The sequence below is a fragment of the Pseudomonas sp. MWU13-2517 genome (assembly GCF_023242545.1).
GTDB lineage: Bacteria > Pseudomonadota > Gammaproteobacteria > Pseudomonadales > Pseudomonadaceae > Aquipseudomonas.
Genome location: NZ_JALMFA010000011.1, coordinates 202,374 through 225,224, shown reverse-complemented (window position 1 = coordinate 225,224; position 22,851 = coordinate 202,374). Strand labels below are relative to the sequence as shown.

The window sequence follows — 22,851 nt, the reverse complement described above, 5'->3', positions numbered from 1 at the left end:
TCTGGCCTCATGGCCAACCCCGATAGTTATCTAACGCTGGACAGGAGTCTTATCATGTCTAAAAAACCGACCCCCAAACGCACACCCTCCGCGCGAGCCTTAAGCGTTACGTCCCCCCTGCCAACAGAAACATTGGTCGAAGCAGAGCTGCCTTACCCAGTTATCAAGTTCGCAGCGAACAACAGTGTGCTTTATCCCATCGACGCTATCGATGGCACGACTGCGACACTGACACTGCCGGCGAGGGCCTCCGGGGTCATGTTTTACATGGCTATCAAGGGGCAGGCCGCGCCAGTCTTCGAGCCTGTTTCCGTGGCGGATGGCGTTGACGTCGTCGATATTCCGGCGCAGTTGATCAGTTACTGCATCGGGCACACGGTGCTCTTCGAGTACACGGCCATCGCTGGAGGCCGTGTACAGAAATCCCTGACGCTGGAGTTGGAAGTCCAGCAAATCAGCGAGCAAGACTTGGTTGTATCGAGGCCGGTATTTGTTCACTCCAAGAACGAGTGGAACACCTGGTGGCTGAGGATGCAGAGCTTCACCGGCGATGAAATTGTCGAGATCAAGGCTTGGCCGATGATCTACGAGGGCCAGCGTCTGTTTGTCACCGTTGCCGGTAACCAGCATATCGCGCCTTACCGCTTTATATGGATAGCGTTGGATCATGTGGTGCAGGCACATGAGGCTCATGCAGACCACGTTTTCAGGTTTGCTCTCGCGCGAGGCTGGTTGTCCAGGCTGGAAGACTATTCGGCGATCACCACCCACCTGGGTGTGATTTGGGATACGACAGAGCCTGTGTACCCTGAGCCAGGCGATCCACTTTTAGAAAACCCGCTTCCTGTTAACGCCGAGGATTTCCACCTGCGCACCACCTCGTTGCTGCAGGTTGATCCGGCACAGGATCTGAACCCGCCGCACTTGCGCGAATCGGTAGAGCAACCTGCTGGTCACTGGCAGGTCAACCCTGTCAACACGGTCAATGGCGGGCACGCCATTGTGGGTTATGAAGGCATGTTCGAGGGTGATCACGTGTGTGCCTACGCCTCAGGGCCGAATTACGGGCCAGTGGCACTCGGTTGCAAGGATGTGAAGACGGGCGAAACGAGCCTGTCATTTGATGTTGCCCCGGAAATCATCGCCACCCTTTTTAATAAGACATTGACGCTGAAATACAGCCTTCAATTCAACAATTACGAACCCCAACATTCTCCGGATCGTGTGATCAAGGTACTTGCGCCTCAACTGACCAGACCGGGCATTGAAGAGGCCACTGGCAACAAGGTGGATCTCAATACCTTCAGCGATGACGCAACAGGTGTGGTGCCCATCTGGGATTACGCCATAGAGCGGAACTGCTGCTGGATGTGGGTAACCGGCACCCTTGAGGATGGCAGCGCCTATAAGTTTGATGTGTTGGAGGGCAAGCCGCTGACAGCCGCCTGGTTACACGATGGAGTCGATACACCGATCTCCAGGGCCAAGCTGCAACAACTGGCCGATTGCAGCGAGTTTAGGCTGCATTTCGCGGTGAACTTTGATGGCCAGCGCACGCTGGAGACGGCCATCGAGTTTCCTGTGCGGATTTTCAACATCGAGCAAGAGGCTTGGGTACTGCCTCACCCAACGGTGCTTGAAGCGGTGGATGATCAACTGACGATCTGGAACGGCCAGGATGGCGTGACGGTGCGGGTGGCGTATGAACGGATCAGCCCTCATCACTCGATCCAGCTGAAGTGGATCAGAGCGGACGGCACGAGCCTGCCGTTGGAATCAAAACCGGGCAACAGCGATCCGGGCTATGTGGATTTTGCGATCCCGCGTGAAGCGGTGATTCAGGGCGCAGGTAAAACCATCCCGATCAATTACATAGTGACCAGTACTTGTAAGCTGGCGCCGTCGAAGACGTTGGCATTGAAGATCAGCGTGCCGACGAGACTTCCAACGCCGGTGGTGCCGGAGGCGACTCCACCGGCTACCCAGGGCGGGGTTTTAGATCTGCAGACTTTTACAGGTGAGGCGCATATCACCGTGTATGACGCAAACTTCGACAAAGCGTGGTGGTTTGCTCTTGAGGGGCAAAATGCTTGGCTGCGTGCTGTCGGGACTCTCGAAACCGGTGTCTCCTATACGATCAACGTGCGTATAGACCCACGCGTAACTTCAGATGAAGTCTACAATGGATTGTCGGCAGTACTGCTTCGATCTGAATTAGAAAAATTGAAAAATCACAGCTCGTTGGCTGTTTTTTGCGATGTCACGACTGACGGCAGTTCAAGTGCGACGGACGCAGTGCGTTTCCCATCATTGGAATTGACAGTCGTTTTACCTCCTAAAATAATCTACGAGAATTTTAGTGATACTCCTTTCCCACAATTGGTTTATGCAGGTGGACGTATAGAAACGCCACGGATGTCGATCTCGCATGTCAGCGGTGCGGGAACGTCTGGCATCGCGAACTATCCCTATCAGGCGAGCCCGGATAAGTATGTTCCTCCTGGTTTAATGATTGGATACAACACCACCGGCCCACAGGTGATACGGATGAACTTAAAGTTCAGCTGTGTACGCACCTTATTCGGTATGGTGTGGCTGGACGCAGACGTAAAATTTTCTTTTTATGACGAACAAGATATTTTGCAGGGCAGTTTCACTCGCTATGGTCAAGCGATGGGGGGGGACGTTGACCAGTGGGTGAGTTTTACTGCCCCTTATGGAGGGCGTATTTCCTCGATAATCGTCACTACCACAACGGCGGAATGGATTGGGTTGGATAATTTTACGTTTTGGCTTAACTAGTTTGAAGTGCCACTGCCTCGCAGTGGCACTTTCTATTAATAAAAAGTTGCGGCTTACCTATTAAAGCATTGAGGTTATTTTTATTTCGCGCCCAGTATCTTCACCAACTTCTCCGGCGAAGGCGCCCCTTGCTGTTGCTGCAGCCCACCTTTTTCATCCAGATAAAAAATCGCCGGGGTGGCCGATAACTCCAACTCATCCATCAACTTCATATTGGCATCGAGCTTGGCCTCGATATCCGCCGGGATCTTGTCCAGAGCCTGCAACTTGCTGCCCTTGCCGGCGGCTTCGTGTTCTTCCAGGGCTTTTTGCGGATCCTTGGCGGCGAACAGCGCGGCTGACTTGCCCGGGCTGTCCTCGCGGATGATGCCGACCATGATGTGGCGCAACTGCACCTTGCCGGCTTTCACCCACGGGCGGGCCTGTTCCCAGAACATGTTGCAGTAAGGGCAGTTGGGGTCGCTGAACAGGTAGACGATGCGCGGCGCGTTTTTATCGCCGTCCTGAATCCAGTTGCTGTGTTCCATCTTGGCCCAGACTTCCTTGGCCATCGGCGCGTACACCAGTTTTTCCAGGGGCGCGCTGCTCAGGTCATTGCCCTGGGCGTCGTACAGGTTGCCGGCGAGCACGCTTTTGCCGTCGGCGGTCAGGTACAGCGCCATGCCACGGTTCTGGTACTGGGCGGCGTAGCCGGTGAGGCCGCTGGGCGCGTCGAATTTGCCGAGGATCCTGGCACCCTTGGCTTCGATCTGTTTGATCGGCGCCGGCCAGTCTTCGGCCTGGGCCAGGGTAGCGGCCAGGGTCAGTGGCAGCAGGGTCAGCAGGTGGCGGAGGCTTGGCATGTCGGTTTCCTTGTGGCGGCGGGAGCGGAGTCGAAGGGTTCCATGGCGCGGGCCAGGCTGGCCTGGGACAGCTCGCCCAGGTGGCTGTTGATCAGCCGCCCATCGGCTTGGTAGAACAGGGTGGTCGGCAACGCCATGGAACCCACGGCCTGGCCGAGGCGGCCACTGGCGTCAAACAACACGTTGTCGAGGGTCAGGCCTTGGGTGGCGAGGAAGGTACTGACGCTTTGCATGCTTTCGGCCTGGTTGACGAACAGGAAGGTCACGTCGGGCCGTTGGTGCTGGGCGCGTTCCAGCACCGGCATTTCCCGCCGGCACGGTGGGCACCAGGTGGCCCACAGGTTGATCACCAGCGGGCCGCCTTTGTAATCGGCCAGTTGCACCACCTCGCCATTGGCGTTGCGCAAGGTGATGTCGGGCAATTGCGAGCCCTTGTCGTACAGGCTCAGGGACAAGCTGCTCATGCTCCAGAACACCAGCCCGGTGATCACCCCGGCGCTCAGCGGCTTGCGCAGGGCAGGGCGACGCCAGCCGTAGGCCAGCGCGCCGAGTACCAGCGCAATCACGCCGGGCCAGGCGAGAAAGCCGCCGTCACGCAGGTCGACCATCTGCAGCCAGTCGTTGCGGTACTCGCTCCAGTACATCAGCACAAAGCTGAGGCGTGCTACCAGCATGCCCAGCAGGAACAGGCTGAACAGCACCGACTCCGGGTTTTCCCCGCCACGCTTGGCCACGCGCCAGCCCACCAACGTGGCGAGAATCAGCGCGCTGATCAGCAGGATGTGATTCAGGGCAATGGCGAAGGTACCGATGGTCAAGGTCAGCATCAGAGCGCGTTCCGGGTTTGCGTCCAGCGTTGCAGGAAGGCGGCGGCATCCACTTCGCCGGTGATGCGTTGGGCACGGCGCTCTTCACCGTCCGGGCCGATCCCCACGAAGCTGGGTGGGCCAGGGACTTTATAGCGGCCGAGCAGCTCGCGGCTGGCGGCATTGTCGGCGGTGACGTCCAGGCGCAGCAGGCGCACGTCTTTCAGCGCATCCATGACTTCGGGTTTACCGAATACCTGCTTTTCCATGATCTTGCACGACACGCACCAGTCGGCGTAGTAGTCCACCAATACCCATTGCCCCTGGGCCTTGGCGGCGTCGAGCTGGCTTTGCAGCACGGCCGGGTCGTTAATGGTCATGAACGCATCGTGGGCGGTCGTTGCGGCGGAGACGCGCGAGCCGCTGTAGACCTTCAGCGGTTGCCACAGGTCATCGCTGCCACCGGCTGCGCCGACCACCAGCACCGCGCCCCACAGGCCCAGCACCAGGGAACCTGCGCCAAACACCTTGGCGGCCAGCCCGTATTCGCGGGCCAGTGTCCAGCCGCAGTAGGCCATCACCAACGCCAGTGCGCCCCACAGGCCGAGCCACAGGCTTTCGCCGACCACCGGGCTAATCATCAACACGGCGGTACCGAGGAACAGGAAGCCGAAGATGCCCTTGAGCACGTTCATCCAGGTACCCGGCTTGGGCAGGAAGCGGTTGCCCACCGTCACCAGCAGCAACAGCGGCACGCCGATGCCAATGCCCATGGCGAACAGGATCAGGCCACCGTGCAGCGCATTGCCGCTCTGGGCGATGTAGAGCAGGGCGCCAGCCAGGGGAGCGGTCATGCACGGGCCTACCAACAGGCCGGACAGCGCGCCGAGAACCCCCGCGCCCACCAGGCTGCCACCGCTTTGCTGGCGGCTGACGTTGTCCAGGCGGTCGCGCAGGAAGGCCGGCAGTTGCAGTTCAAAGAAACCGAACATCGGCAGCGCGAGGATCACAAACAGCGCGGCAAAACTGCCCAGGATCCAAGGGGTTTGCAGCAGCGCCGCCAGGTTGCCGCCGAGCAGCGCGGCCAGCACGCCGAGTGCGGCATATACCAGGGCCATGCACACTACATAGCTGCTGGCCAGGGCAAAACCGCGACGTGGGCTGGCGCCACTGCCGACTACCAGGCCGGCAAGGATCGGCAACATCGGTAGCGAACAGGGGGCAAAGGCCAGCAACAGGCCCAAGCCAAAGAACACCAGCAGGCTCCAGCCCAGGCTGCGCTGTTGCAGGCCGCTGGCCAGGCTTTGGTCCTGGGCTTCAGCAGTGGCAGCCACGGCGGGGTTGCCGCCCAGGTCCACGGTGATCGATTGCGGCGGGTAGCACAGGCCCGCGTCGGCACAGCCTTGCCAGCCCAGCTTGACCTGGCCGGTGGCTCCGGCCGGAATCTTCACTTCCAGGCCCTGGCGATACACTTCCTGATCGCCGAAGAACTCATCGCTATGGGCCTCGCCTTGCGGCAGCGCGGGCTTTTCAGCCAGGCCATCGAACTTCATGCGCTGCTTGTACAGGTAATAACCGTCGGCAATCTGCCAGTACAGCTGGGTCTCGCCACTTTCCAGGCGCTCGGAGGTAAAAGTGAAGGCTTTGCCCACCGGAAGGAAATCAGGTTTGGTCTCAAACGGGTTGCCTGGCGCGGCCTGGGCGAACCCCGCGAACAACACCAGCAAAAAGGTAAACAGATGCCGCATGGTCAAGCCTTAGTTCGATGCAAGTGAGGCACACAATGTGTGGCGTTGATTAACCGATGATTAACCGGCGCTATTCTAGAGTGTAGGGAAAGTCTGGGCGCGTCTCTTTTCACGGCATAATCTGCGCTTAATCCGGCCAACCTTTAATCTCCCCATCTTTCATGAAGGGTTCAGCATGCACGTACTGGTCTGTGAAGACGACGAACTGATCGCCAGCGGCATCGTGGCCGGCCTGACCGCCCAGGGCTTTACCGTCGAGCGCGTGGCCTCGGCCGCAGCCGCGCGGGCGATGCTCAAGGCCGCGACGTTCGACATTATGGTGCTCGACCTCGGCCTGCCCGATGAAGACGGCCTCAAATTGTTGCAGCAACAGCGCAGCCAGGGCCTGGAAATCCCGGTGCTGATCCTCACGGCACGGGACTCCGTGACCAACCGCGTCGACGGCTTGCAGGCCGGTGCCGATGACTACCTGCTCAAGCCCTTTGACCTGCGCGAACTCGCCGCCCGCCTGCAAACCCTGCTGCGGCGCGTGGCGGGGCGCAGCGTCAACCTGATCGAACACGGCCGCCTGACCTACGACCCCAGCAGCCGCGAGACCTTCCTGGGTGGCCAGCCGGTGGACCTGTCCCGTCGCGAGCAGGCGCTGCTGCAAGCGTTGCTGCACAACAAGGGCCGTGTGCTCTCCAGCGAACAGCTCAAGGACAGCGTCTACGGCTTCAACGACGAACTGGAAAGCAACGCGTTGAACGTGCACATCCACCACCTGCGGCGCAAATTGGGTAACGGCATCGTCGAGACCGTACGCGGCCTGGGCTATCGCCTGGGCACGGCGGATGACGCAGAGAACGCTTCGTGATGAGCCTGCGCCTGCGCCTGACATTCAAGTTGGGCGCCGCTTTTGTGTTGATCTGGGCCCTCGCGGCCGCCTGGATGCTCAACGACTTGCGCAACCAGATGATGTTCTCCCTCGATCAACGCCTGGTCGCGTCGGCGCGCATGGTGGCGGGGCTGACCGAGCAGATGCCGGGCCTGGCCAGTGTGAGTGGCGGTGCGCACCTGCGCACCGAACAACTGAACGTACCGGGCGGCATGGCCTGTCAGGTCAGCTCGTTGCGCGGCGAGATCCTGGCTCGCAGCCATACCACCCCGGAGGAAGGGCTGGAGTCGCGCAAGAGCGGCTTTCGCGACCAGGTCATCGACGGAGTGGGCTGGCGCAGTTTCACCCTGTCCCGTGGTGATTTGCTGATCACCACCGCCGACCGCCAGGTGGAGCGCGAAGCGTTGAACCTGTCGATCCTGCTGGCGGCGTCCGTGCCGGTGGGCGTGGCCTTGCTGGGTTGCCTGTGCCTGTTGTGGCTGGGCATCGGCCAGAGCCTGGTGCCGCTCAATCGCATGCGCGATGCCTTGATGCGGCGCAGTGCCGACTCCCTTGAACCGTTGCAGATCCACCCGTTGCCCAGCGAACTCAAGCCGCTGCTCGACACCCAGAACCAGCTGCTGCAACGGATTGCCAAGACCATTGAGCGCGAACGCCGCCTCACCGGCGACGCCGCCCATGAACTGCGCAGCCCACTCACAGCGATCAAGACCCACCTGCAAGTGGCCCGTATGACCGAAGGCGCGGCCCGCGACCAGTCCCTGGCGCATGCCGAGGAAGGTGCCGACCGTCTGCACCGGACCCTGGAGCAATTGCTGCTGTTGGCGCGGGTGGAGGGCAACCTGTCGTTCGATGACGGCCTGCACTCCACGGCCGAGGAAGTGGCGCGCCTGGCGATCCAGGACGCCAATGCGGGGGACAACCGGCGTATTGACCTGGTCCTTCCCGACAACCTCTCGGCCACCCCGGTTGAAATGCCGGTGGGCCTGGCGGTCGCGGCGCTGCGCAACCTGCTGGACAACGCCCTGCGCCACACCCCTGCGGATACGCGGGTGGAACTGAGCGTGCTGACCGCGACCGATAACGTAGTCTTCCGGGTCCGTGACCATGGCAAGCAGATCTCCAGCGAGGACCTGCAATACCTGACGCAACGGTTCTGGCGCAACGGCAACAGCGAGGGCTGCGGCCTGGGCCTGGCGATTGTGCAGGCCATCGTCCAGCGTTGTTCCTGCTCGCTGAAGTTCGACAGCCGGCCGGACGGCCTGCGGGTGGACCTCGGGATGCCACTGCGGCGCTGAGCGGCCATCTGTAGGAGCGGGCTTGCCCGCGAAAAACCTCAACGATAACGCGTGTTGCCTGAATGGGCGCGGCGCCTGTGAGTTTTTCGCGAGCAAGCTCGCTCTACAAAAAGCTTCAACTGAGCCTTCTTTTTCAAGGACCAAATAGTTACCGCCATCCTGAACGTGCGCGCTTCAGGATGGCGGTAATTTTTTTGTGCTCCAGCGGGTTGAATGATTCGGCCTGTATTGAAAAAGGACGGTCCTTATGTTGGTCATCGATAGCAGTTTTCCTTCCAGCGATTTCAACGAACGTAACGGCGAGCCCGTGCGGCAGGTGGTGCTGCATTACACCGCCGCGCCGTTCACGTCATCCCTGAATACGCTGACCCAGGGCGGCGTCAGCGCGCACTACCTGTTGCCGGACCCGAATGAGCCGGCCTATCGCGCCGGCGGTTATCTTGAGTTGCGGGTATTTCGCCTGGTGCCCGAAGACAAGCGCGCCTGGCACGCCGGTACAAGCCATTGGGAGGGGCGAGACAATCTCAACGGCCGGGCGATCGGCATCGAGATCGTCAACCTGGCGCGGGATGATGGGGGCGTGTTCACCTTTCCGGCGTACCCGGAGGCGCAGGTCGACATGTTGGTTGCCCTGCTTCGTGACATTCTGGGTCGCTACCCACAGATTGGGCCGACCGACGTGCTTGGCCACTCGGATGTGGCGTATTGGCGCAAGAGCGACCCCGGGCCGCAATTGCCTTGGCGGCGCTTGTACGAAGCGGGCATCGGCGCCTGGTTCGACGAGGCCACGCGAGCTATGTACCAACGCCGGTTTTGCCTCGGGCTGCCGCCGGAGGTGGAAGTGGAACGGGCTTTCCAGCGCTACGGATACGCACCGGCGAAAAATCGCCGGGCATTCGAACAGCGAACCCGGGCGTTTCAGATGCACTTTCGGCCGCAGGACTATTGCGGGTTTCTCGATGCGCAAACGTGCGCGGTTCTGTATGCGTTGAATGAGCGGTATCGGGGGATCTGAGTGTCCGGTTGATCGTGACATATCGGTTATCCAAGCCACGGCCACTAAGGGTTAGTCGCCGGCTTCCGAGCCGTCACGGGAGCAAGCTCCCTCGCCACAGGTTCTTGGCCACACCAAAGTTGTGTAGATACTCTGTGTAGCGCAGGCAAGCCAGCTCCCACAAGAAAGCAAAAAGCTGCGGCCCACGGATTCAAGCCTGTGTTCGGGCACACCGAGCCTGGGCGAGGTGCCGAGTGGTGGGGCAAGAGCCCTTTGGATACTTTGGGCTGGGCCGGCATTCCGGCTTTTCCAAAGTGACCCGCCGTAAGGGCGGAACCCCAGGTGGCCGTGACCTGAATAACGGATATGTACGCCGTCTCCCCTAAATCCCCCCGAAGCTGATGCGTCTCCAGAACATGAAATCCGTACACCCACGGATCACCCGTCTGCTCACCCCACCCGCGTATTGAGGGATCGAGAAATGTCAGTCGCCACCATCCGCATCGAAGACACCCAGGTGCACGAAACACTCTACCAATTCGAGGAAACCCCACTGCTGGCCCGCCAACGCCAACAGGAATCCAACGCCCGCAGCTACCCACGGCGTATCCCCCTGGCACTCAAACGCGCCAAGGGTATCTACGTGGAGGACGTGGAGGGCCGCCGTTTCATCGATTGCCTGGCCGGTGCCGGCACTCTGGCGCTGGGCCATAACCACCCGGTGGTGATCGAAGCCATCCAGCAGGTACTCAGCGATGAACTGCCGCTGCACACCCTCGACCTGACCACCCCGGTCAAGGACCAGTTCGTGCAGGACCTGTTCGGCCTGCTGCCGCCGGCGCTGGCGCGGGAAGCGAAAATCCAGTTCTGCGGGCCGACCGGCACCGACGCGGTGGAAGCCGCGCTGAAACTGGTACGCACCGCCACCGGCCGCAGTACGGTGTTGTCATTCCAGGGCGGGTATCACGGCATGAGCCAGGGTGCGTTGAGCCTGATGGGCAGCCTGGGGCCGAAGAAACCCTTGAGTGCCTTGCTTGCCAATGGTGTGCAATTTCTGCCGTACCCCTACGAATACCGCTGCCCGTTCGGTCTGGGCGGTGCGCAAGGCGTACAGGTCAACCTGCATTACCTGCAAAACCTGCTCAATGACCCGGAGGCCGGCGTAGCCCTGCCGGCCGCGGTGATTGTCGAAGTGGTGCAGGGCGAGGGTGGTGTGATCCCTGCCGACCTCGACTGGTTGCGTGGTCTGCGGCGTATTACCGAGCAGGCCGGTGTGGCGTTGATCGTCGATGAGATCCAGAGCGGCTTCGGCCGTACCGGCAAGATGTTCGCCTTCGAGCACGCCGGTATCATCCCGGACGTGGTGGTGATGTCCAAGGCCATCGGCGGCAGCCTGCCCTTGGCGGTGGTGGTGTATCGCGACTGGCTCGACACTTGGCTGCCGGGCGCTCACGCCGGGACCTTCCGTGGCAATCAGATGGCAATGGCGGCGGGTTCGGCAGTGATGCGCTACCTCAAGGAGCATGACCTGGCCGGCCACGCCGCCGCCATGGGTGAACGGCTGGCTGAACACCTGCGCATCCTGCAACGGGATGTCCCGCAATTGGGCGATATTCGTGGGCGTGGGTTGATGTTGGGGGTGGAACTGGTGGACCCGGACGGTACCCCCGATATCCAGGGCCATCCACCGGTACATCGCCAACTGGCACCACGGGTACAGCGTGAATGCCTCAAGCGCGGCCTGATCCTGGAGCTGGGCGGTCGTCATGGCGGTGTGGTGCGTTTCCTGCCGCCGCTGGTGATCACCGCTGCCGAGATCGACCGTGTTGCCGAAATTTTCGGGCGCGCCGTGACGGCGGCGGTTGCCGGCCTCTAATTTTTTGCCGGCCTGGTACGTTTCTACAGATATCAGCGCTGCGCGTGGTGCGCAGCCAGCCTTTGAGCGATGGAGAACAGCAATGACCTCAGTATTTGACCGCGACGACATCCTCTTCCAGGTTGTGGTCAACCATGAAGAGCAGTATTCCATCTGGCCCGACTACAAGGCCGTGCCGGAAGGCTGGCGCACCGTGGGCAAGAGCGGCATGAAGAAAGAGTGCCTGGCCTACATCGAGGAGGTCTGGACCGACATGCGCCCGCTGAGCCTGCGCCAGAAGATGGACAGCGCTGCGCTGGCCGGCTGATCCAGCGCATCCTATGCGAAGTGGTTTGTGTGGCGAGGGAGCTTGCTCCCGCTGGAGTGCGAAGCGCTCCTGTTTTTCAGGGCGGCTTCGCAGCCCGGCGGGAGCAAGCTCCCTCGCCACGACAGTGGTTCAGCGGGTGTACAGGTAGTCTGTTGCCAGCGATGCCAGCGTCCTGACCCCCACCACCAACGCCGACTCATCGACATAGAACCCCGGGTTATGGTTCGGCGCAGCCTTGCTCATGTCCTGATCCCGCGGCGTCACCCCCAGGAACACAAACAGCCCCGGTGCCTCCTTGGCATAAAACGAGAAGTCCTCGGCACCGCCCACCAACGGGCCTTGCACCACATCATCCTTGGCCGCCCAGCGCAGGCTCGGCAGCATTTTCTCGGTCAGGGCCGGGTTGTTGATGGTGGGGTCGTATTTCTCGATGATCGTGACTTCGGCCTTGGCGCCACCGCTCTCGGCGATTTTCTCTACCGTCTGGCGCACATCCGCGTGCAGCTTCTGGCGGATGCCGTAGTCGTAGGAGCGAATGGTGCCGCTCATGTCCACCGATTCGGGAATGATGTTGTAGCGCGTACCACCGTTGATGGTGCCGATGCTGACCACCGACGGGAATGACGATATGTCGGTGCGGCGGCTGACCACGGTTTGCAGGCCGACGATGGTTTGCGCGCCGACGGTGATCGGGTCGATGCCGTCCCACGGGCGACCGGCGTGGGTCTGTTTGCCGAGGATCTTGATGCGCAGGTCATCGGAACTGGCCAGGGTTGGGCCTGGGCGGTAGGCGATCTGCCCGGCTGGCACACCGGCCCACACGTGCAGGCCGAACACCGCGTCCGGCTTGGGCGCTTTCATCACACCTTCCTGCACCATCATCTTCGCGCCCCAGGTGTTTTTGCCGTCGGGGATGAAGTCGCTCGGGCCTTCTTCGGCAGGTTGGAAATAGAACACGACTGTGCCGGGCAAGCGGTCGCGCATGCCGGTAAGGATTTTCGCCGTGCTCAGGAGGATAGCGGTGTGGGCGTCGTGGCCGCAGGCGTGCATCACATCGACTTCCTTGCCCAGGTAGGTGCCTTTGGCTTTGGACGCGAAGGGCAGGTCGGCGACTTCCTTCACCGGTAGCGCATCCATATCGGCCCGCAGGGCGACGGTCGGGCCGGGCAGGGCGCCTTTGAGTACGGCTACGACACCGGTACGTGCGATGCCGGTTCTGACCTCAAGGCCCAGGTCGCGCAATTGTTTGGCGACCAGTTCGGCCGTGCGGGTTTCGGTGTTGCCCAGTTCAGGGTGGGCGTGAATGTCGCGTCGGGTTTCCAGCAACGCCGGCTCAAGCGCTTTTGCCTGGGCGGCGATTTCCTCGCGGGCACTGTCCTGGCCGCTGCCGGCGGCAATCACGGCACTGCTGGCAACTGCGCACAGCGCGCCGAAAACCCACTGGTGTGTCAGACCGGTTAAACGCATAAGGACCTCTCCTGAGTTTATTGTTGTTGATCTTTCTCCTGCACAGTGCCGGCGGTCACTACCTGCACACTCAAGCGCGGCGTAGCCAGATCCAGCCCGGCTTCATCCAGATGACGCTTGAGCGACAGGTTGAACGCCCGCGACACTTCCCACTGCTTGATCGGCGCCGTCTTGAACCGCGCGCGCAGGATCGCGCTGCCCGATTCGAAACTTTCGACACCCTGAATCTCCAACGGTGACCAGATATTGCGACGTTGCAGCGGGTCGTTGCGCATTTTTTGGCCGACATCGCGCATCAGCTTGATCGCGTCGTCGATTTCCATGTTGTAGGGGATCGCCACTCGGAAAATTGCGTAGCCGAACTCCCGCGAGTAGTTCTTGATGCTCTTGATTTCACTGAACGGGATGGTGTGCACGATGCCGTCGATGTCACGCAGACGCACGGTCCGAATGGTCAGGCCCTCGACGGTGCCGAGGTGGCCGCCGACATCCACGTAGTCATCGATGGCCAGGGAGTCTTCGATGATGATGAACAGGCCGGTGATCAAGTCCGCCACCAGTGACTGTGCGCCAAAACCGATGGCCAGGCCGATCACACCGGCACCTGCCAGCAGCGGCGTGACGTTCATGCCCATATTCGCCAGGGCGACGATGGCCGCGATGATGAAGATGGTCACGAACAGCACGTTACGGATCAGCGGCATCATGGTTTGCGCACGGGCGTTGGCCAGGCCTTTGCGCGAGCGGGTCAGGGCATGGTGAATGGCCGTGTCGCTGAGAATCCAGATCAGCCAGGCGAACAACAGTGTGCCGCCCAGGCCGAACAGCTTGACGCTGATTTCATGACCGTCGCCTTCGGTAAAGCGGATCAACGACATCCCCCACACACGAAGGCCCAGCTCAATGAATGCCAGCCATACCACCAGATGGGCCAGGGTGTAGACAAAGCTCTTCAGGCGCTCGGAATACAAGGCGTGGCGCTTGTGCCCGCGCTGCGGCTTGAGGGCGTGGCGGCGTACCAGGCCGTTGATCACCATGCACAGCACCAGCAGCACCGTGCACAACAGCGACTGGCGCAACGCTGTGCTGGTGTCGCCCGCCGACAGGAAGGTGGCGAACAGCGAAATGCCCACCAGCAGCAGCGCCGGCAAGTACCAGAAGGTACCGATGATGGACAGGGTGTCGGTGAGCGCGCGGCGTGTGAGGCGGCGGGAGAGCGGTTGGTTGCGAATCAGGTGCGCGATGGGGCGACGGAAACGCAGGATAAACACGCCGGTGGACAGCGCAGCCATCACATTGGCCACGGTCGCGGCGGTGTGAGCCAGGTGCTGCCCCAAGGCCTGGACCAGCCGTGGGTCGCTCAACGCTTCGCCGAAGGCGGCAAAGCTGCCGATCCACCACAGCGGGCGGAACGCCTGATGGCGCAGGATATAGAGGGCACGGTGGCGGTGAGGGCCGTCGAGCACGGAGAACGCAATCACGCAGATCGCCGAGAAGCAGGTGCCGATCACCAGTGCGTAGGCCAGCACCATCGCCAGGGATTTGCCCAGGGACGAGGGCAGGGCGTAGCTGAGGTAAACCGTGATGATCAGGGCGATCATCCAGGGGCCCAGTTTGCGCAGGGCGAAGCGCACCATGTCCCAGGTGCGTGGGTGCTGCGGCAGCTCTTCGGGCAGGCCGAAACGTTCGCGCACACGGTGGCTGAGCCAGATCAGCGCCGCCGCCAGCAGGCTCCACACTGCCAGGATCACGGCAAAGCCGAAAATGATCGGCAGCCATTCGCTGGCCGGCAGCATCAGGGCGCTGAGTTCGTCCTTGGCCTGGTCGACTTCATTGGACCAGCGCCCCAATGGGCTGTCGGCCCCGGAGAACTGCGCCTCAAGGCCCGCCAGGGTGCCGCCGATCAGCCCGAGCACGCCTTGTTCGGCGGCGGGTTGCGCCTTTTGGGTGGCTTCACGGAGTTTCTTCAGGTCGCTCAGCAGTTGGGTGCGCTGCTGGTCGTTTTCCAGCGTCTTGATCACCTCATCCAGCGACTGCCCCAAGGGGACTTCCGCCTGGGGCTGGGCCTTGGTGGTAGTGCCGAGCAGGCCGGGTAAACCCACGGCTTGGGCAGGCGCCAGCGGCAACAGCGTGAGCAGGGCGATCAGGATATAGCAGGGCAGGGCGAACAGACGGGAGAGCACGAGGCGGTCAACCTTGGAAACGACGAATTGACCGAGTGTACGAGGCCGCTATGCCCAATGCGAGTGCATTTGTCATTCCGCCAGTTTGGCGAGGATCTTGTAAACCACTGTCCCCAGGATCAGCAGCATGCCGATCCACATGCCGAACACGCCGACCGGCTTGTCACGAAAGTTGAAACCCACGGCCAACATGATCATGCCGATCAGAACCGGGATAAGCATGGCGTGGAAGGAGGACATGGGGATCATGGTGCGACGGCCTTGTCAGAGTGGGAATACTGACAAGTCTAGGTCGGAATGCAGAAAGTGCAGGTGATGCAGATCAGGCATACGCAGACTGCATGTGGGAGAGAGCACGCCCCCTCCCACGTACCTGTGCGCCCTCAGCCCTGAACGTCAAGGCAAATCGTGGCTCGCATAGAACGCACCCAGCACCTTCACCAGATGCGCCAGGTCGTGACTGCCGCACAGTTCACGAATCGAGTGCATGGCAAACGTCGGCAGGCCGATGTCCACGGTACGTACGCCCAGGTGGCTGGCGGTGATCGGGCCGATGGTCGAGCCGCAGCCCATGTCGCTGCGTACCACAAAGCTCTGCACCGGTACTTCCTGGGCCATGCATAGATGGCGGAAGAAGCCGGCGGTTTCGCTGTTGGTGGCGTAGCGCTGGTTGCTGTTGACCTTGATCACCGGGCCGGCGTTGAGTTTCGGGCCATGGTTGGCGTCGTGTTTCTCGGCGTAGTTCGGGTGCACTCCGTGGGCATTGTCCGCCGACACCAACAGTGATTTCTGAATGGTGCGTACGAATTCATCACCTTCGGGCAACAGGCGGCGCAAGGTCTGTTCCAGCATCGGGCCATCGGCACCGCAGGCGGAGCAAGAGCCGACTTCTTCGTGGTCGTTGCACACCAGCACGCAGGTTTCGTCGGTGTCACTGGTGAGCAAGGCTTGCAGGCCGGCGTAGCACGACAGCAGGTTGTCGAGGCGCGCGCCGGCGATGAAGTCGCCATTGAGGCCGATCACCGCCGCACTTTGCGTGTCATAGAAGCTCAGCTCGTAGTCGAGCACCACGTCGGCGTTCAACCCATGTTCCCGTGCCAGTTGCTCGGTGAGCACGGCGCGGAAGTCCACGCGCTCGTCACCGGCGAATTGCGCGAGAATCGGCGGCAGCTCGGTCTGGGCATTGATCGCCCAACCCTGGTTGGCTTCACGGTTCAGGTGAATGGCCAGGTTGGGGATGATGGCGATGGGCAGCTTGAAGTCGATCAACTGACTCTCGACCTTGCCGTCACGGCGGAAAGTGACGCGGCCGGCCAGGGACAGATCGCGGTCGAACCACGGCGCCAGCAGCGCACCGCCATAGACTTCCACGCCCAGTTGCCAGAAGCCCTGGCGTTGCAGCTCCGGTTGCGGCTTGACCCGCAGGCACGGGCTGTCGGTGTGGGCGCCGACCAGGCGAATGCCGCCTTGCAGCGGCGAATGACGGCCGAGCTTGAAGGCAATGATCGAGGAATCGTTACGGGTGACGTAATAGCGGCCGTTGGCTTCGGTGGCCCAGGTGTCGCGCTCGTCGAGCCGCTGGTAACCGGCCGCTTCCAGGCGCTGGGCGAGGGCGGCAGTGGCATGAAAAGGAGTAGGGGAGGCCTTGAGGAAGTCGATCAGGCCTTGATTCAACGCTTCGCGCATAAATAGCTCCAGACAGCAATGCGCGGAGTCTACCGTATTGGCTCGGCCGATTCATTGTAGGAGGGAGCTTGCTCGCGAAAAACCCAGGAGCGCTGCATTTATCCTGAATGAATGCGTTGCTCTCAGGCTCTTCGCGAGCAAGCTCCCTCCTGGAGGAGATGCGCTCAGCGGTCAGAACGGGGCCGGGCACTCAAAGCGCAGGCGCTCGCAGCTTTGCGGGTGCGTGAAGCTCAACATGCTTGCATGCAGGCACAGCCGTGGCCAGGCGGCCAGGGCCTGTTCATGGGCGTACAGGCCATCACCCAGCAGCGGGTGGCCGATTGACAGCATATGTACGCGCAACTGGTGCGAGCGCCCGGTGATCGGTGTCAGCTCCACCCGGCACCAGTCGCCACAACGCTCCAGCACCTTCCAGAAGGTCAGCGCATGCTTGCCCTGCTCGTGGTCTACCACATGCCGCGGTTTGGTCGGCGGGTCGTAGCGCAAGGGCAGGTCGATGCTGCCGCTGTCCAGCTCCGGCTGGCCCCAGGCCAATGCGGTGTAGGCTTTTTCGGTTTCGCGGTCGTGAAACTGACGGGACAATTCGCGGTGGGTGTCGGCATCCCGAGCCAGCAGGATGATCCCGGAAGTTTCCCAGTCGAGTCGATGGACGATGCGGGCTTCGGGGTAGCCGTTTTCCTGCAGCCGGGTGATCAGGCAGTCCTTGTTGTCATCGGCCCGACCAGGCACCGAGAGCAACAGGGTAGGCTTGTTCACCACCAGGACGGCGGCGTCCTGATGCAGGATATGAATATTGGACAGCGGCATTAAACAGCCTCGCAACAAACGCCAACGGCGGCTCGCCCACCCGGCTCCCCAACAGGGATCAAGGTGAACGAGCCGCCGTGGCGACCGCCTTTTCGATCAACGATCAGGCAGGGTGATATTAAGTTCCAGAATCGAGCAGCTGCCGTCATTTTCCAGGGCGACATGCACGTCATCGTTGCCGATATTGACGTACTTGCGGATCACCTCGACCAGTTCCTTCTGCAAGGCTGGCAGGTAGTCCGGCGTACTGCGTTGGCCGCGTTCGTGCGCCACGATGATCTGTAGACGCTCTTTCGCGACCGACGCGGTCGTTGGTTTTTTGTTGGCACGAAAGAAGTCGAGAAATTTCATTGTTTAGTTGCCTCCAAAGATACGCTCGAAGAATCCCTTCTTCTTGACATCGAGGAAGCGATGTTCCACGGACTTGCCCAGCAGGCGATCGACGGCATCGCTGTACGCCTGGCCGGCGTCGCTCTGGTCGTCGAGAATCACCGGAACACCCTGGTTGGAAGCCTTCAGCACGGCCTGGGATTCCGGGATCACGCCCAGCAGGGTCACTGCGAGGATTTCCTTCACGTCTTCAACACCCAGCATTTCGCCGTTGCTGACGCGCTCAGGGTTGTAACGGGTGAGCAGCAAGTGCTCCTTGATCGGGTCTTCGCCTTTTTCGGCGCGCTGGGACTTGCTGGCCAACAGGCCCAGCATGCGGTCCGAGTCACGTACGGAGGACACTTCCGGGTTGGTCACCACGATGGCTTCATCGGCGAAGTACATCGCCAGGTGAGCACCGGTTTCGATACCGGCCGGGGAGTCGCATACCACGTATTCGAAGGTTTCTTTCAGCTCGGCCAGGACTTTGCCTACGCCTTCTTTGGTCAGCGCGTCCTTGTCACGGGTCTGGCTGGCGGCCAGTACGTACAGGTTCTCAAGGCGCTTGTCCTTGATCAGGGCTTGTTGCAGGTTGGCTTCGCCGTTGACGACGTTGACGAAGTCGTACACCACGCGGCGTTCACAGCCCATGATCAGGTCCAGGTTACGCAGACCGACGTCGAAGTCGACGATAACGGTTTTGTGGCCGCGCAGAGCGAGGCCGGTACCGATAGCGGCGCTGGTGGTGGTCTTACCCACACCACCCTTGCCGGATGTAACCACGAGAATCTTGGCCAAGGTGTTTCACCCCTAAGGAAGAAGGACTTTTCAGTCCCTGAAAAACATCTCTTGAAACTCGCTGCAGGCGGACAGCCTTTGTAGGAAAAAACCGTTGTCTCCGCAGGGAAAACGCCAGTCTTTAATTATTCCTACGCAAATCTTGCCGGTTTCGCTGTGCTATCAGAGTCTAGAGATGCTTGGAAAATGCGGCAGTATCCGTTAAAGACGGATGATGTTCAACACGTCGCCCGACAGGCTGACCTGTACCCCGGCTCCCCACAGCGGATCACGGCGCAGATCTTCTGAAACCTTGTACTGGCCGGCGATGGACACTAGCTCAGCGGTCAACTGCTGGCAAAAAATCCGCGCCTTGGTATCACCCTTGATGCCGGCGAGGGCACGTCCGCGCATTGGGCCGTATACATGGATGTTGCCATCGGCCAGAAGTTCCGCCCCGGGGCTGACCGGCGCCACCACGACCAGGTCACCGCCCTGGGCGTAAATCTGCTGCCCGCCGCGTACGGGGGAGGTGATGATCTTTGTAGGCTTGATCGTCGGCTCCGGTGGTTTTTCCGGTTTTTTCTTCACTTCGCCTTCGGTGGGGTCGAGCGGACGCTCGCGGGCACCGGAGGGCGGTAATACTGGCAGTTCAATTGCAATGGCCGCTGCAATGTCTTCGATGCGGCTGGCACGAATCGCCAGGGTACGCAAACCATGGGAGCGGCAAACACGCATCAGCCCGGGCAAGTCGATGGCACCCTGGCCGGCCGGCAGTTTGTCGAGGGCCAGTACCAATGGGGCATTGTTGAAAAAATTCGGCGCCAGGGCGACCTTGGCGGCCAGTTGGCGGTCCAGGGCGTCGAGGTCGTTGCGGGCAAGTTCCAGCACGGTGATGGCCAGCATGCTGCCTTTCAGCTGGAACACGGGATCTTGGTCTAGCGGTTCGGTTTGGCTCATGGTCGGCAAAAGCGGCTTGTCACGAAAAGTGTCGAGACTTATAACGAGAACATCCGCGGGCCGCAAGCCGGGTCGAACCGTTGTAGAATGCGCGGCCCATGTCTTTACCGGAATCTGTAATGGATCGCCCGCGTTTTCGAGCTGCATTTCTTCACCCGCGTTTTTGGCTGTTATGGCTGGGACTCGGCCTGTTATGGCTGATCACTCAGTTGCCGTACCGTGCGCTGTTGACCATTGGTCGTTTACTTGGCGCCGGCATGTACCGTGTGGCCGGCGACCGTCGCCGCATTGCTGCGCGCAACCTGGAACTGTGTTTCCCGGAAAAGTCCGCCAAGGAACGCAAACAACTGCTCAAGGAAAACTTTGCCTCCACCGGTATCGCCTTCTTTGAGATGGCCATGAGCTGGTGGTGGCCCAAGCCACGCCTGGCACGGCTGGCCCATGTCGAAGGATTGGAACATCTCAAGCAGGCGCAGCTGGAAGGCAAGGGCGTGATCCTGATGGCCCTGCACTTCACCACCCTGGAAATCGGCGCCGCCCTGCTCGGGCAGAAACACACCATTGATGGCATGTACCGCGAGCACGGTAACCCTCTGTTCGACTTTATCCAGCGGCGCGGCCGTGAGCGGCACAATCTCGATTCCCTGGCGGTAGAGCGCGACGACGTGCGCGGCATGCTCAAGTTGCTGCGCTCCGGGCGCGCCATCTGGTACGCACCGGATCAGGACTACGGCGCCAAGCAAAGCATCTTCGTACCGCTGTTCGGCATCCAGGCCGCTACCGTCACCGCCACCAGCAAATTCGCCCGCCTGGGCAAGGCCCTGGTGGTGCCGTTTACCCAGGAGCGCCTGGCCGATGGCAGTGGTTATCGCCTGGTGATTCACCCGCCGTTGACTGACTTCCCCGGCGAAACCGATGAAGTCGACTGCCTGCGTATCAACCAGTGGGTCGAGGCCTCGGTACGCGAATGCCCCGCGCAGTACCTGTGGACGCACCGCCGCTTCAAGAGCCGGCCACCGGGTGAGCCTAAGCTGTACGAAAAACGCCGTCGGTAATACCTGCCTTCCCCCTATGGAGTGATGCAATGCGCCCAGCTGAACCGGTCACAGGCTTGATTCTTTCCGGCGGCGGGGCGCGAGCGGCGTATCAGGTGGGAGTGTTGGCGGCGATTGCCGAGCTGTTGCCACCAGGGGCGCCGAACCCTTTCCCGGTGATTGTCGGTACCTCCGCCGGGGCGATCAACGCCGTGAGCCTGGCGAGCGGTGCGACAGACTTCACCGCGGCGATCCAACGGCTTACCGCGTTCTGGCAGGGCTTTCGCAGCCACCTGGTGCTGCGCAGCGACTGGCCGGGAGTGATCCGCCAGGCCAGTCGCTTCTTCATTCACAGCCTGTTGGGCCTGGGGGGCCAGGTGCCGGTGGCGCTGCTCGACAGTGCGCCGCTGCGGGACCTGCTCAACGACAAGCTGCACCTGCAAGGCATCGACGAGGCCATCCGCAAACAGCATCTGCATGCCGTAGCGGTGACGGCTTTCGGCTATGAGTCCGGGCAGGCGATGACCTTCTACCAGGGCGGCCGTACCATCGATGCCTGGTTGCGCCATCGGCGTATTGGTGTGCCCGCTCAATTGACGGTAGAACACCTGCTGGCCAGCTCGGCAATCCCGCTGCTGTTCGCGCCAGTCAAGCTCGATGAGGAATATTTCGGTGATGGCGCGGTGCGCCAGTCGGCGCCGATCAGCCCTGCCTTGCACTTGGGCGCCAGCCGGGTGCTGGTGGTGGGCGTGAGCGGCAACCCGCGCGGCAACGAGCCTGCCACGCAACGTGCCTATACCGGCCAGCAGCCGACGCTGGCACAGATTGGTGGGCACATGCTCAACAGCACATTCATCGACAGCCTGGAGAGTGATATCGAGTTGCTCGAGCGCTTGAACCAATTCAGCCATGTCGCGTCTGGGGTGGCGCCGGTGGAGGTGTTGGTGATTGCGCCCAGCCAGCCGATCGATGAAATCGCGGCGCGGCATCGCCAGGAACTGCCGGCGGCATTGCGCTTGTTCCTGCGCGGGCCGGGGGCGACCAGGACGAGCGGGGCGGGGGTGTTGAGTTACTTGTTGTTCGAGGCGGGGTATTGCAGTGAGTTGATCGAGCTGGGGCGGCGCGATGCGCTGGCCAAGCGTGAGGAGTTGTCGAGGTTCCTTGGATTGACGCCGAACTGAATGTGGGAGCGCGCAAGCCCGCTCCCACAGGCAATACAGTCAACCGTTAGAAGTGGTACTTGACGAGGAAACTTGCCGTGTCCTGGTTAGTCTTGAACGCACCGGAATCTTCAATGCCGTACTTGTTCTTCCAGTAGTCGTATTCAAACCCGACATACAACTGTTTCTCGCCCCAATGCAGTGCCTTGCCCAAGTCGTATTTGACCTGTGGGTTGAAGTGCAGGTTGGCGTGGTAAGTGCCGCGGGCGTTCTTGTCGTTGTCGACTACCCAGTCCATGTAGCCGTCGATCAATATGTTGGAATTGCCCACTGGAAGGGTGTACGACCACACAGGAGTGATCTGCCAGACGCCGTCACCCGGGCGATTGCCCTCGGTCTGGCGTTGGTAGAAGTTCAACTGGAAGTAGTCGAAACCCGGGATATTCAGGTCAAAGCCCGGGCCGAGCAGGTACGACTCGTTATCGCCTTCGCCGAACTCGTAAGTGAAGGCCAGCAATACATCTTTGATCGGGCCGAAAGACAGGTCCTTGTCGAATATTTTGCCGAACGACAGCCGTGGGCTGAACTCGCCGTAATAAGTATCCGGGCCGACGTTGCCGTCTTCCTTGCCGTTGTAAAAGATACGATCGACGAACAGGAAGTTGTCGCCGTACTTCCAGGCGTCGGCATGTTCGAACGTGACGGTCTGCTGGATCTGTGGGTTGATGGTGAAGTTCTTGCCCCACAGGTACGTCAGGCTGTTGTTCTGCCACTGCAACAGATCGCCGGCTACGGCTTGGCCACCGGCCAGCAGGGAACCTGCCAACATCAGGCCTTTCAACATAGGTTTCATTCGGT

20 protein-coding genes are annotated in these 22,851 nt (G+C 61.1%); 8 read left to right on the top strand and 12 right to left on the bottom strand.

Annotation, left to right across the window (positions count from 1 at the left end):
• The first annotated feature begins 54 nt into the window (after positions 1–54).
• A complete protein-coding gene (locus M5B97_RS17940) occupies positions 55–2,802 on the top strand; it encodes a hypothetical protein (protein ID WP_248732205.1) in 2,748 nt (915 codons plus the stop codon).
• A gap of 80 nt (positions 2,803–2,882) precedes the next feature.
• On the opposite strand, the gene dsbG is transcribed toward M5B97_RS17940, so the two are convergent.
• The 3 genes from dsbG to dsbD are packed head-to-tail and all read right to left on the bottom strand — an operon-like array spanning position 2,883 to position 6,198.
• Positions 2,883–3,644, bottom strand: coding sequence for a thiol:disulfide interchange protein DsbG (gene dsbG / locus M5B97_RS17935; protein WP_248732204.1), 762 nt, complete (start codon positions 3,642–3,644; stop codon positions 2,883–2,885).
• Positions 3,620–4,471 carry a TlpA disulfide reductase family protein gene (locus M5B97_RS17930; protein ID WP_123717547.1) on the bottom strand — a complete coding sequence of 284 codons (852 nt, stop codon included), beginning with the start codon at positions 4,469–4,471 and terminating at the stop codon, positions 3,620–3,622. The genes dsbG and M5B97_RS17930 overlap by 25 nt, the downstream gene beginning before the upstream one ends.
• Entirely contained in the window at positions 4,471–6,198 is a 1,728-nt protein-coding gene (dsbD, locus tag M5B97_RS17925) for a protein-disulfide reductase DsbD (RefSeq protein ID WP_248732203.1), read from the bottom strand. The genes M5B97_RS17930 and dsbD overlap by 1 nt, the downstream gene beginning before the upstream one ends.
• Before the next feature lie 175 nt (positions 6,199–6,373).
• Between dsbD and M5B97_RS17920 the strand changes: the two genes are divergently transcribed.
• The 5 genes from M5B97_RS17920 to M5B97_RS17900 all read left to right on the top strand — a co-directional run bounded on the left by M5B97_RS17920 (position 6,374) and on the right by M5B97_RS17900 (position 11,550).
• Complete coding sequence (locus M5B97_RS17920; RefSeq protein WP_123717549.1) at positions 6,374–7,054, top strand: response regulator; 681 nt, start codon at positions 6,374–6,376, stop codon at positions 7,052–7,054.
• Positions 7,054–8,373, top strand: coding sequence for an ATP-binding protein (locus M5B97_RS17915; protein ID WP_248732202.1), 1,320 nt, complete (start codon positions 7,054–7,056; stop codon positions 8,371–8,373). The genes M5B97_RS17920 and M5B97_RS17915 overlap by 1 nt, the downstream gene beginning before the upstream one ends.
• 247 nt (positions 8,374–8,620) lie before the next feature.
• Entirely contained in the window at positions 8,621–9,388 is a 768-nt protein-coding gene (locus tag M5B97_RS17910; protein WP_248732201.1) for an N-acetylmuramoyl-L-alanine amidase, read from the top strand.
• A gap of 460 nt (positions 9,389–9,848) precedes the next feature.
• On the top strand, positions 9,849–11,243 hold the full coding sequence (locus tag M5B97_RS17905; protein WP_248732200.1) for an aspartate aminotransferase family protein: 1,395 nt from the start codon (positions 9,849–9,851) through the stop codon (positions 11,241–11,243).
• An 82-nt stretch (positions 11,244–11,325) separates the two neighbouring features.
• Positions 11,326–11,550, top strand: a complete 225-nt coding sequence (locus M5B97_RS17900; RefSeq protein ID WP_071486465.1) for an MbtH family protein — start codon at positions 11,326–11,328, stop codon at positions 11,548–11,550.
• Between the two features lie 129 nt (positions 11,551–11,679).
• Here M5B97_RS17900 and M5B97_RS17895 read toward each other — a convergent pair whose 3' ends face one another.
• From M5B97_RS17895 to minC, 8 genes are all read right to left on the bottom strand, one after another.
• On the bottom strand, positions 11,680–13,017 hold the full coding sequence (locus tag M5B97_RS17895) for an amidohydrolase (RefSeq protein WP_248732199.1): 1,338 nt from the start codon (positions 13,015–13,017) through the stop codon (positions 11,680–11,682).
• 17 nt (positions 13,018–13,034) lie between these two features.
• Positions 13,035–15,200 (bottom strand): mechanosensitive ion channel domain-containing protein, encoded by a 2,166-nt coding sequence (locus M5B97_RS17890; protein WP_134656856.1) that lies wholly within the window; start codon positions 15,198–15,200, stop codon positions 13,035–13,037.
• Between the two features lie 72 nt (positions 15,201–15,272).
• Positions 15,273–15,449 (bottom strand): hypothetical protein, encoded by a 177-nt coding sequence (locus M5B97_RS17885; protein WP_167659640.1) that lies wholly within the window; start codon positions 15,447–15,449, stop codon positions 15,273–15,275.
• A 147-nt stretch (positions 15,450–15,596) separates the two neighbouring features.
• Positions 15,597–16,886: a M18 family aminopeptidase gene (locus M5B97_RS17880; RefSeq protein WP_123717555.1), complete on the bottom strand. Its 1,290-nt coding sequence runs from the start codon at positions 16,884–16,886 to the stop codon at positions 15,597–15,599.
• A 171-nt stretch (positions 16,887–17,057) separates the two neighbouring features.
• Positions 17,058–17,693: an RluA family pseudouridine synthase gene (locus tag M5B97_RS17875; RefSeq protein ID WP_248732198.1), complete on the bottom strand. Its 636-nt coding sequence runs from the start codon at positions 17,691–17,693 to the stop codon at positions 17,058–17,060.
• A gap of 96 nt (positions 17,694–17,789) precedes the next feature.
• Positions 17,790–18,044, bottom strand: coding sequence for a cell division topological specificity factor MinE (gene minE / locus M5B97_RS17870; RefSeq protein ID WP_010208824.1), 255 nt, complete (start codon positions 18,042–18,044; stop codon positions 17,790–17,792).
• Between the two features lie 3 nt (positions 18,045–18,047).
• Positions 18,048–18,860: a septum site-determining protein MinD gene (gene minD, locus M5B97_RS17865; RefSeq protein ID WP_016970146.1), complete on the bottom strand. Its 813-nt coding sequence runs from the start codon at positions 18,858–18,860 to the stop codon at positions 18,048–18,050.
• A 201-nt stretch (positions 18,861–19,061) separates the two neighbouring features.
• Positions 19,062–19,799, bottom strand: coding sequence for a septum site-determining protein MinC (gene minC, locus M5B97_RS17860; protein ID WP_123717557.1), 738 nt, complete (start codon positions 19,797–19,799; stop codon positions 19,062–19,064).
• Between the two features lie 119 nt (positions 19,800–19,918).
• Between minC and M5B97_RS17855 the strand changes: the two genes are divergently transcribed.
• Together M5B97_RS17855 and M5B97_RS17850 are read left to right on the top strand one after the other, a co-directional pair.
• Positions 19,919–20,854, top strand: coding sequence for a lipid A biosynthesis lauroyl acyltransferase (locus M5B97_RS17855; protein ID WP_123717558.1), 936 nt, complete (start codon positions 19,919–19,921; stop codon positions 20,852–20,854).
• A 29-nt stretch (positions 20,855–20,883) separates the two neighbouring features.
• Positions 20,884–22,014, top strand: coding sequence for a patatin-like phospholipase family protein (locus tag M5B97_RS17850; RefSeq protein WP_248732197.1), 1,131 nt, complete (start codon positions 20,884–20,886; stop codon positions 22,012–22,014).
• Positions 22,015–22,060: 46 nt separating this feature from the next.
• Here the strand turns inward: M5B97_RS17850 and M5B97_RS17845 are convergent, their stop codons facing one another.
• Positions 22,061–22,846, bottom strand: a complete 786-nt coding sequence (locus tag M5B97_RS17845; protein WP_134656853.1) for an outer membrane protein OmpK — start codon at positions 22,844–22,846, stop codon at positions 22,061–22,063.
• Positions 22,847–22,851 lie beyond the last annotated feature (5 nt).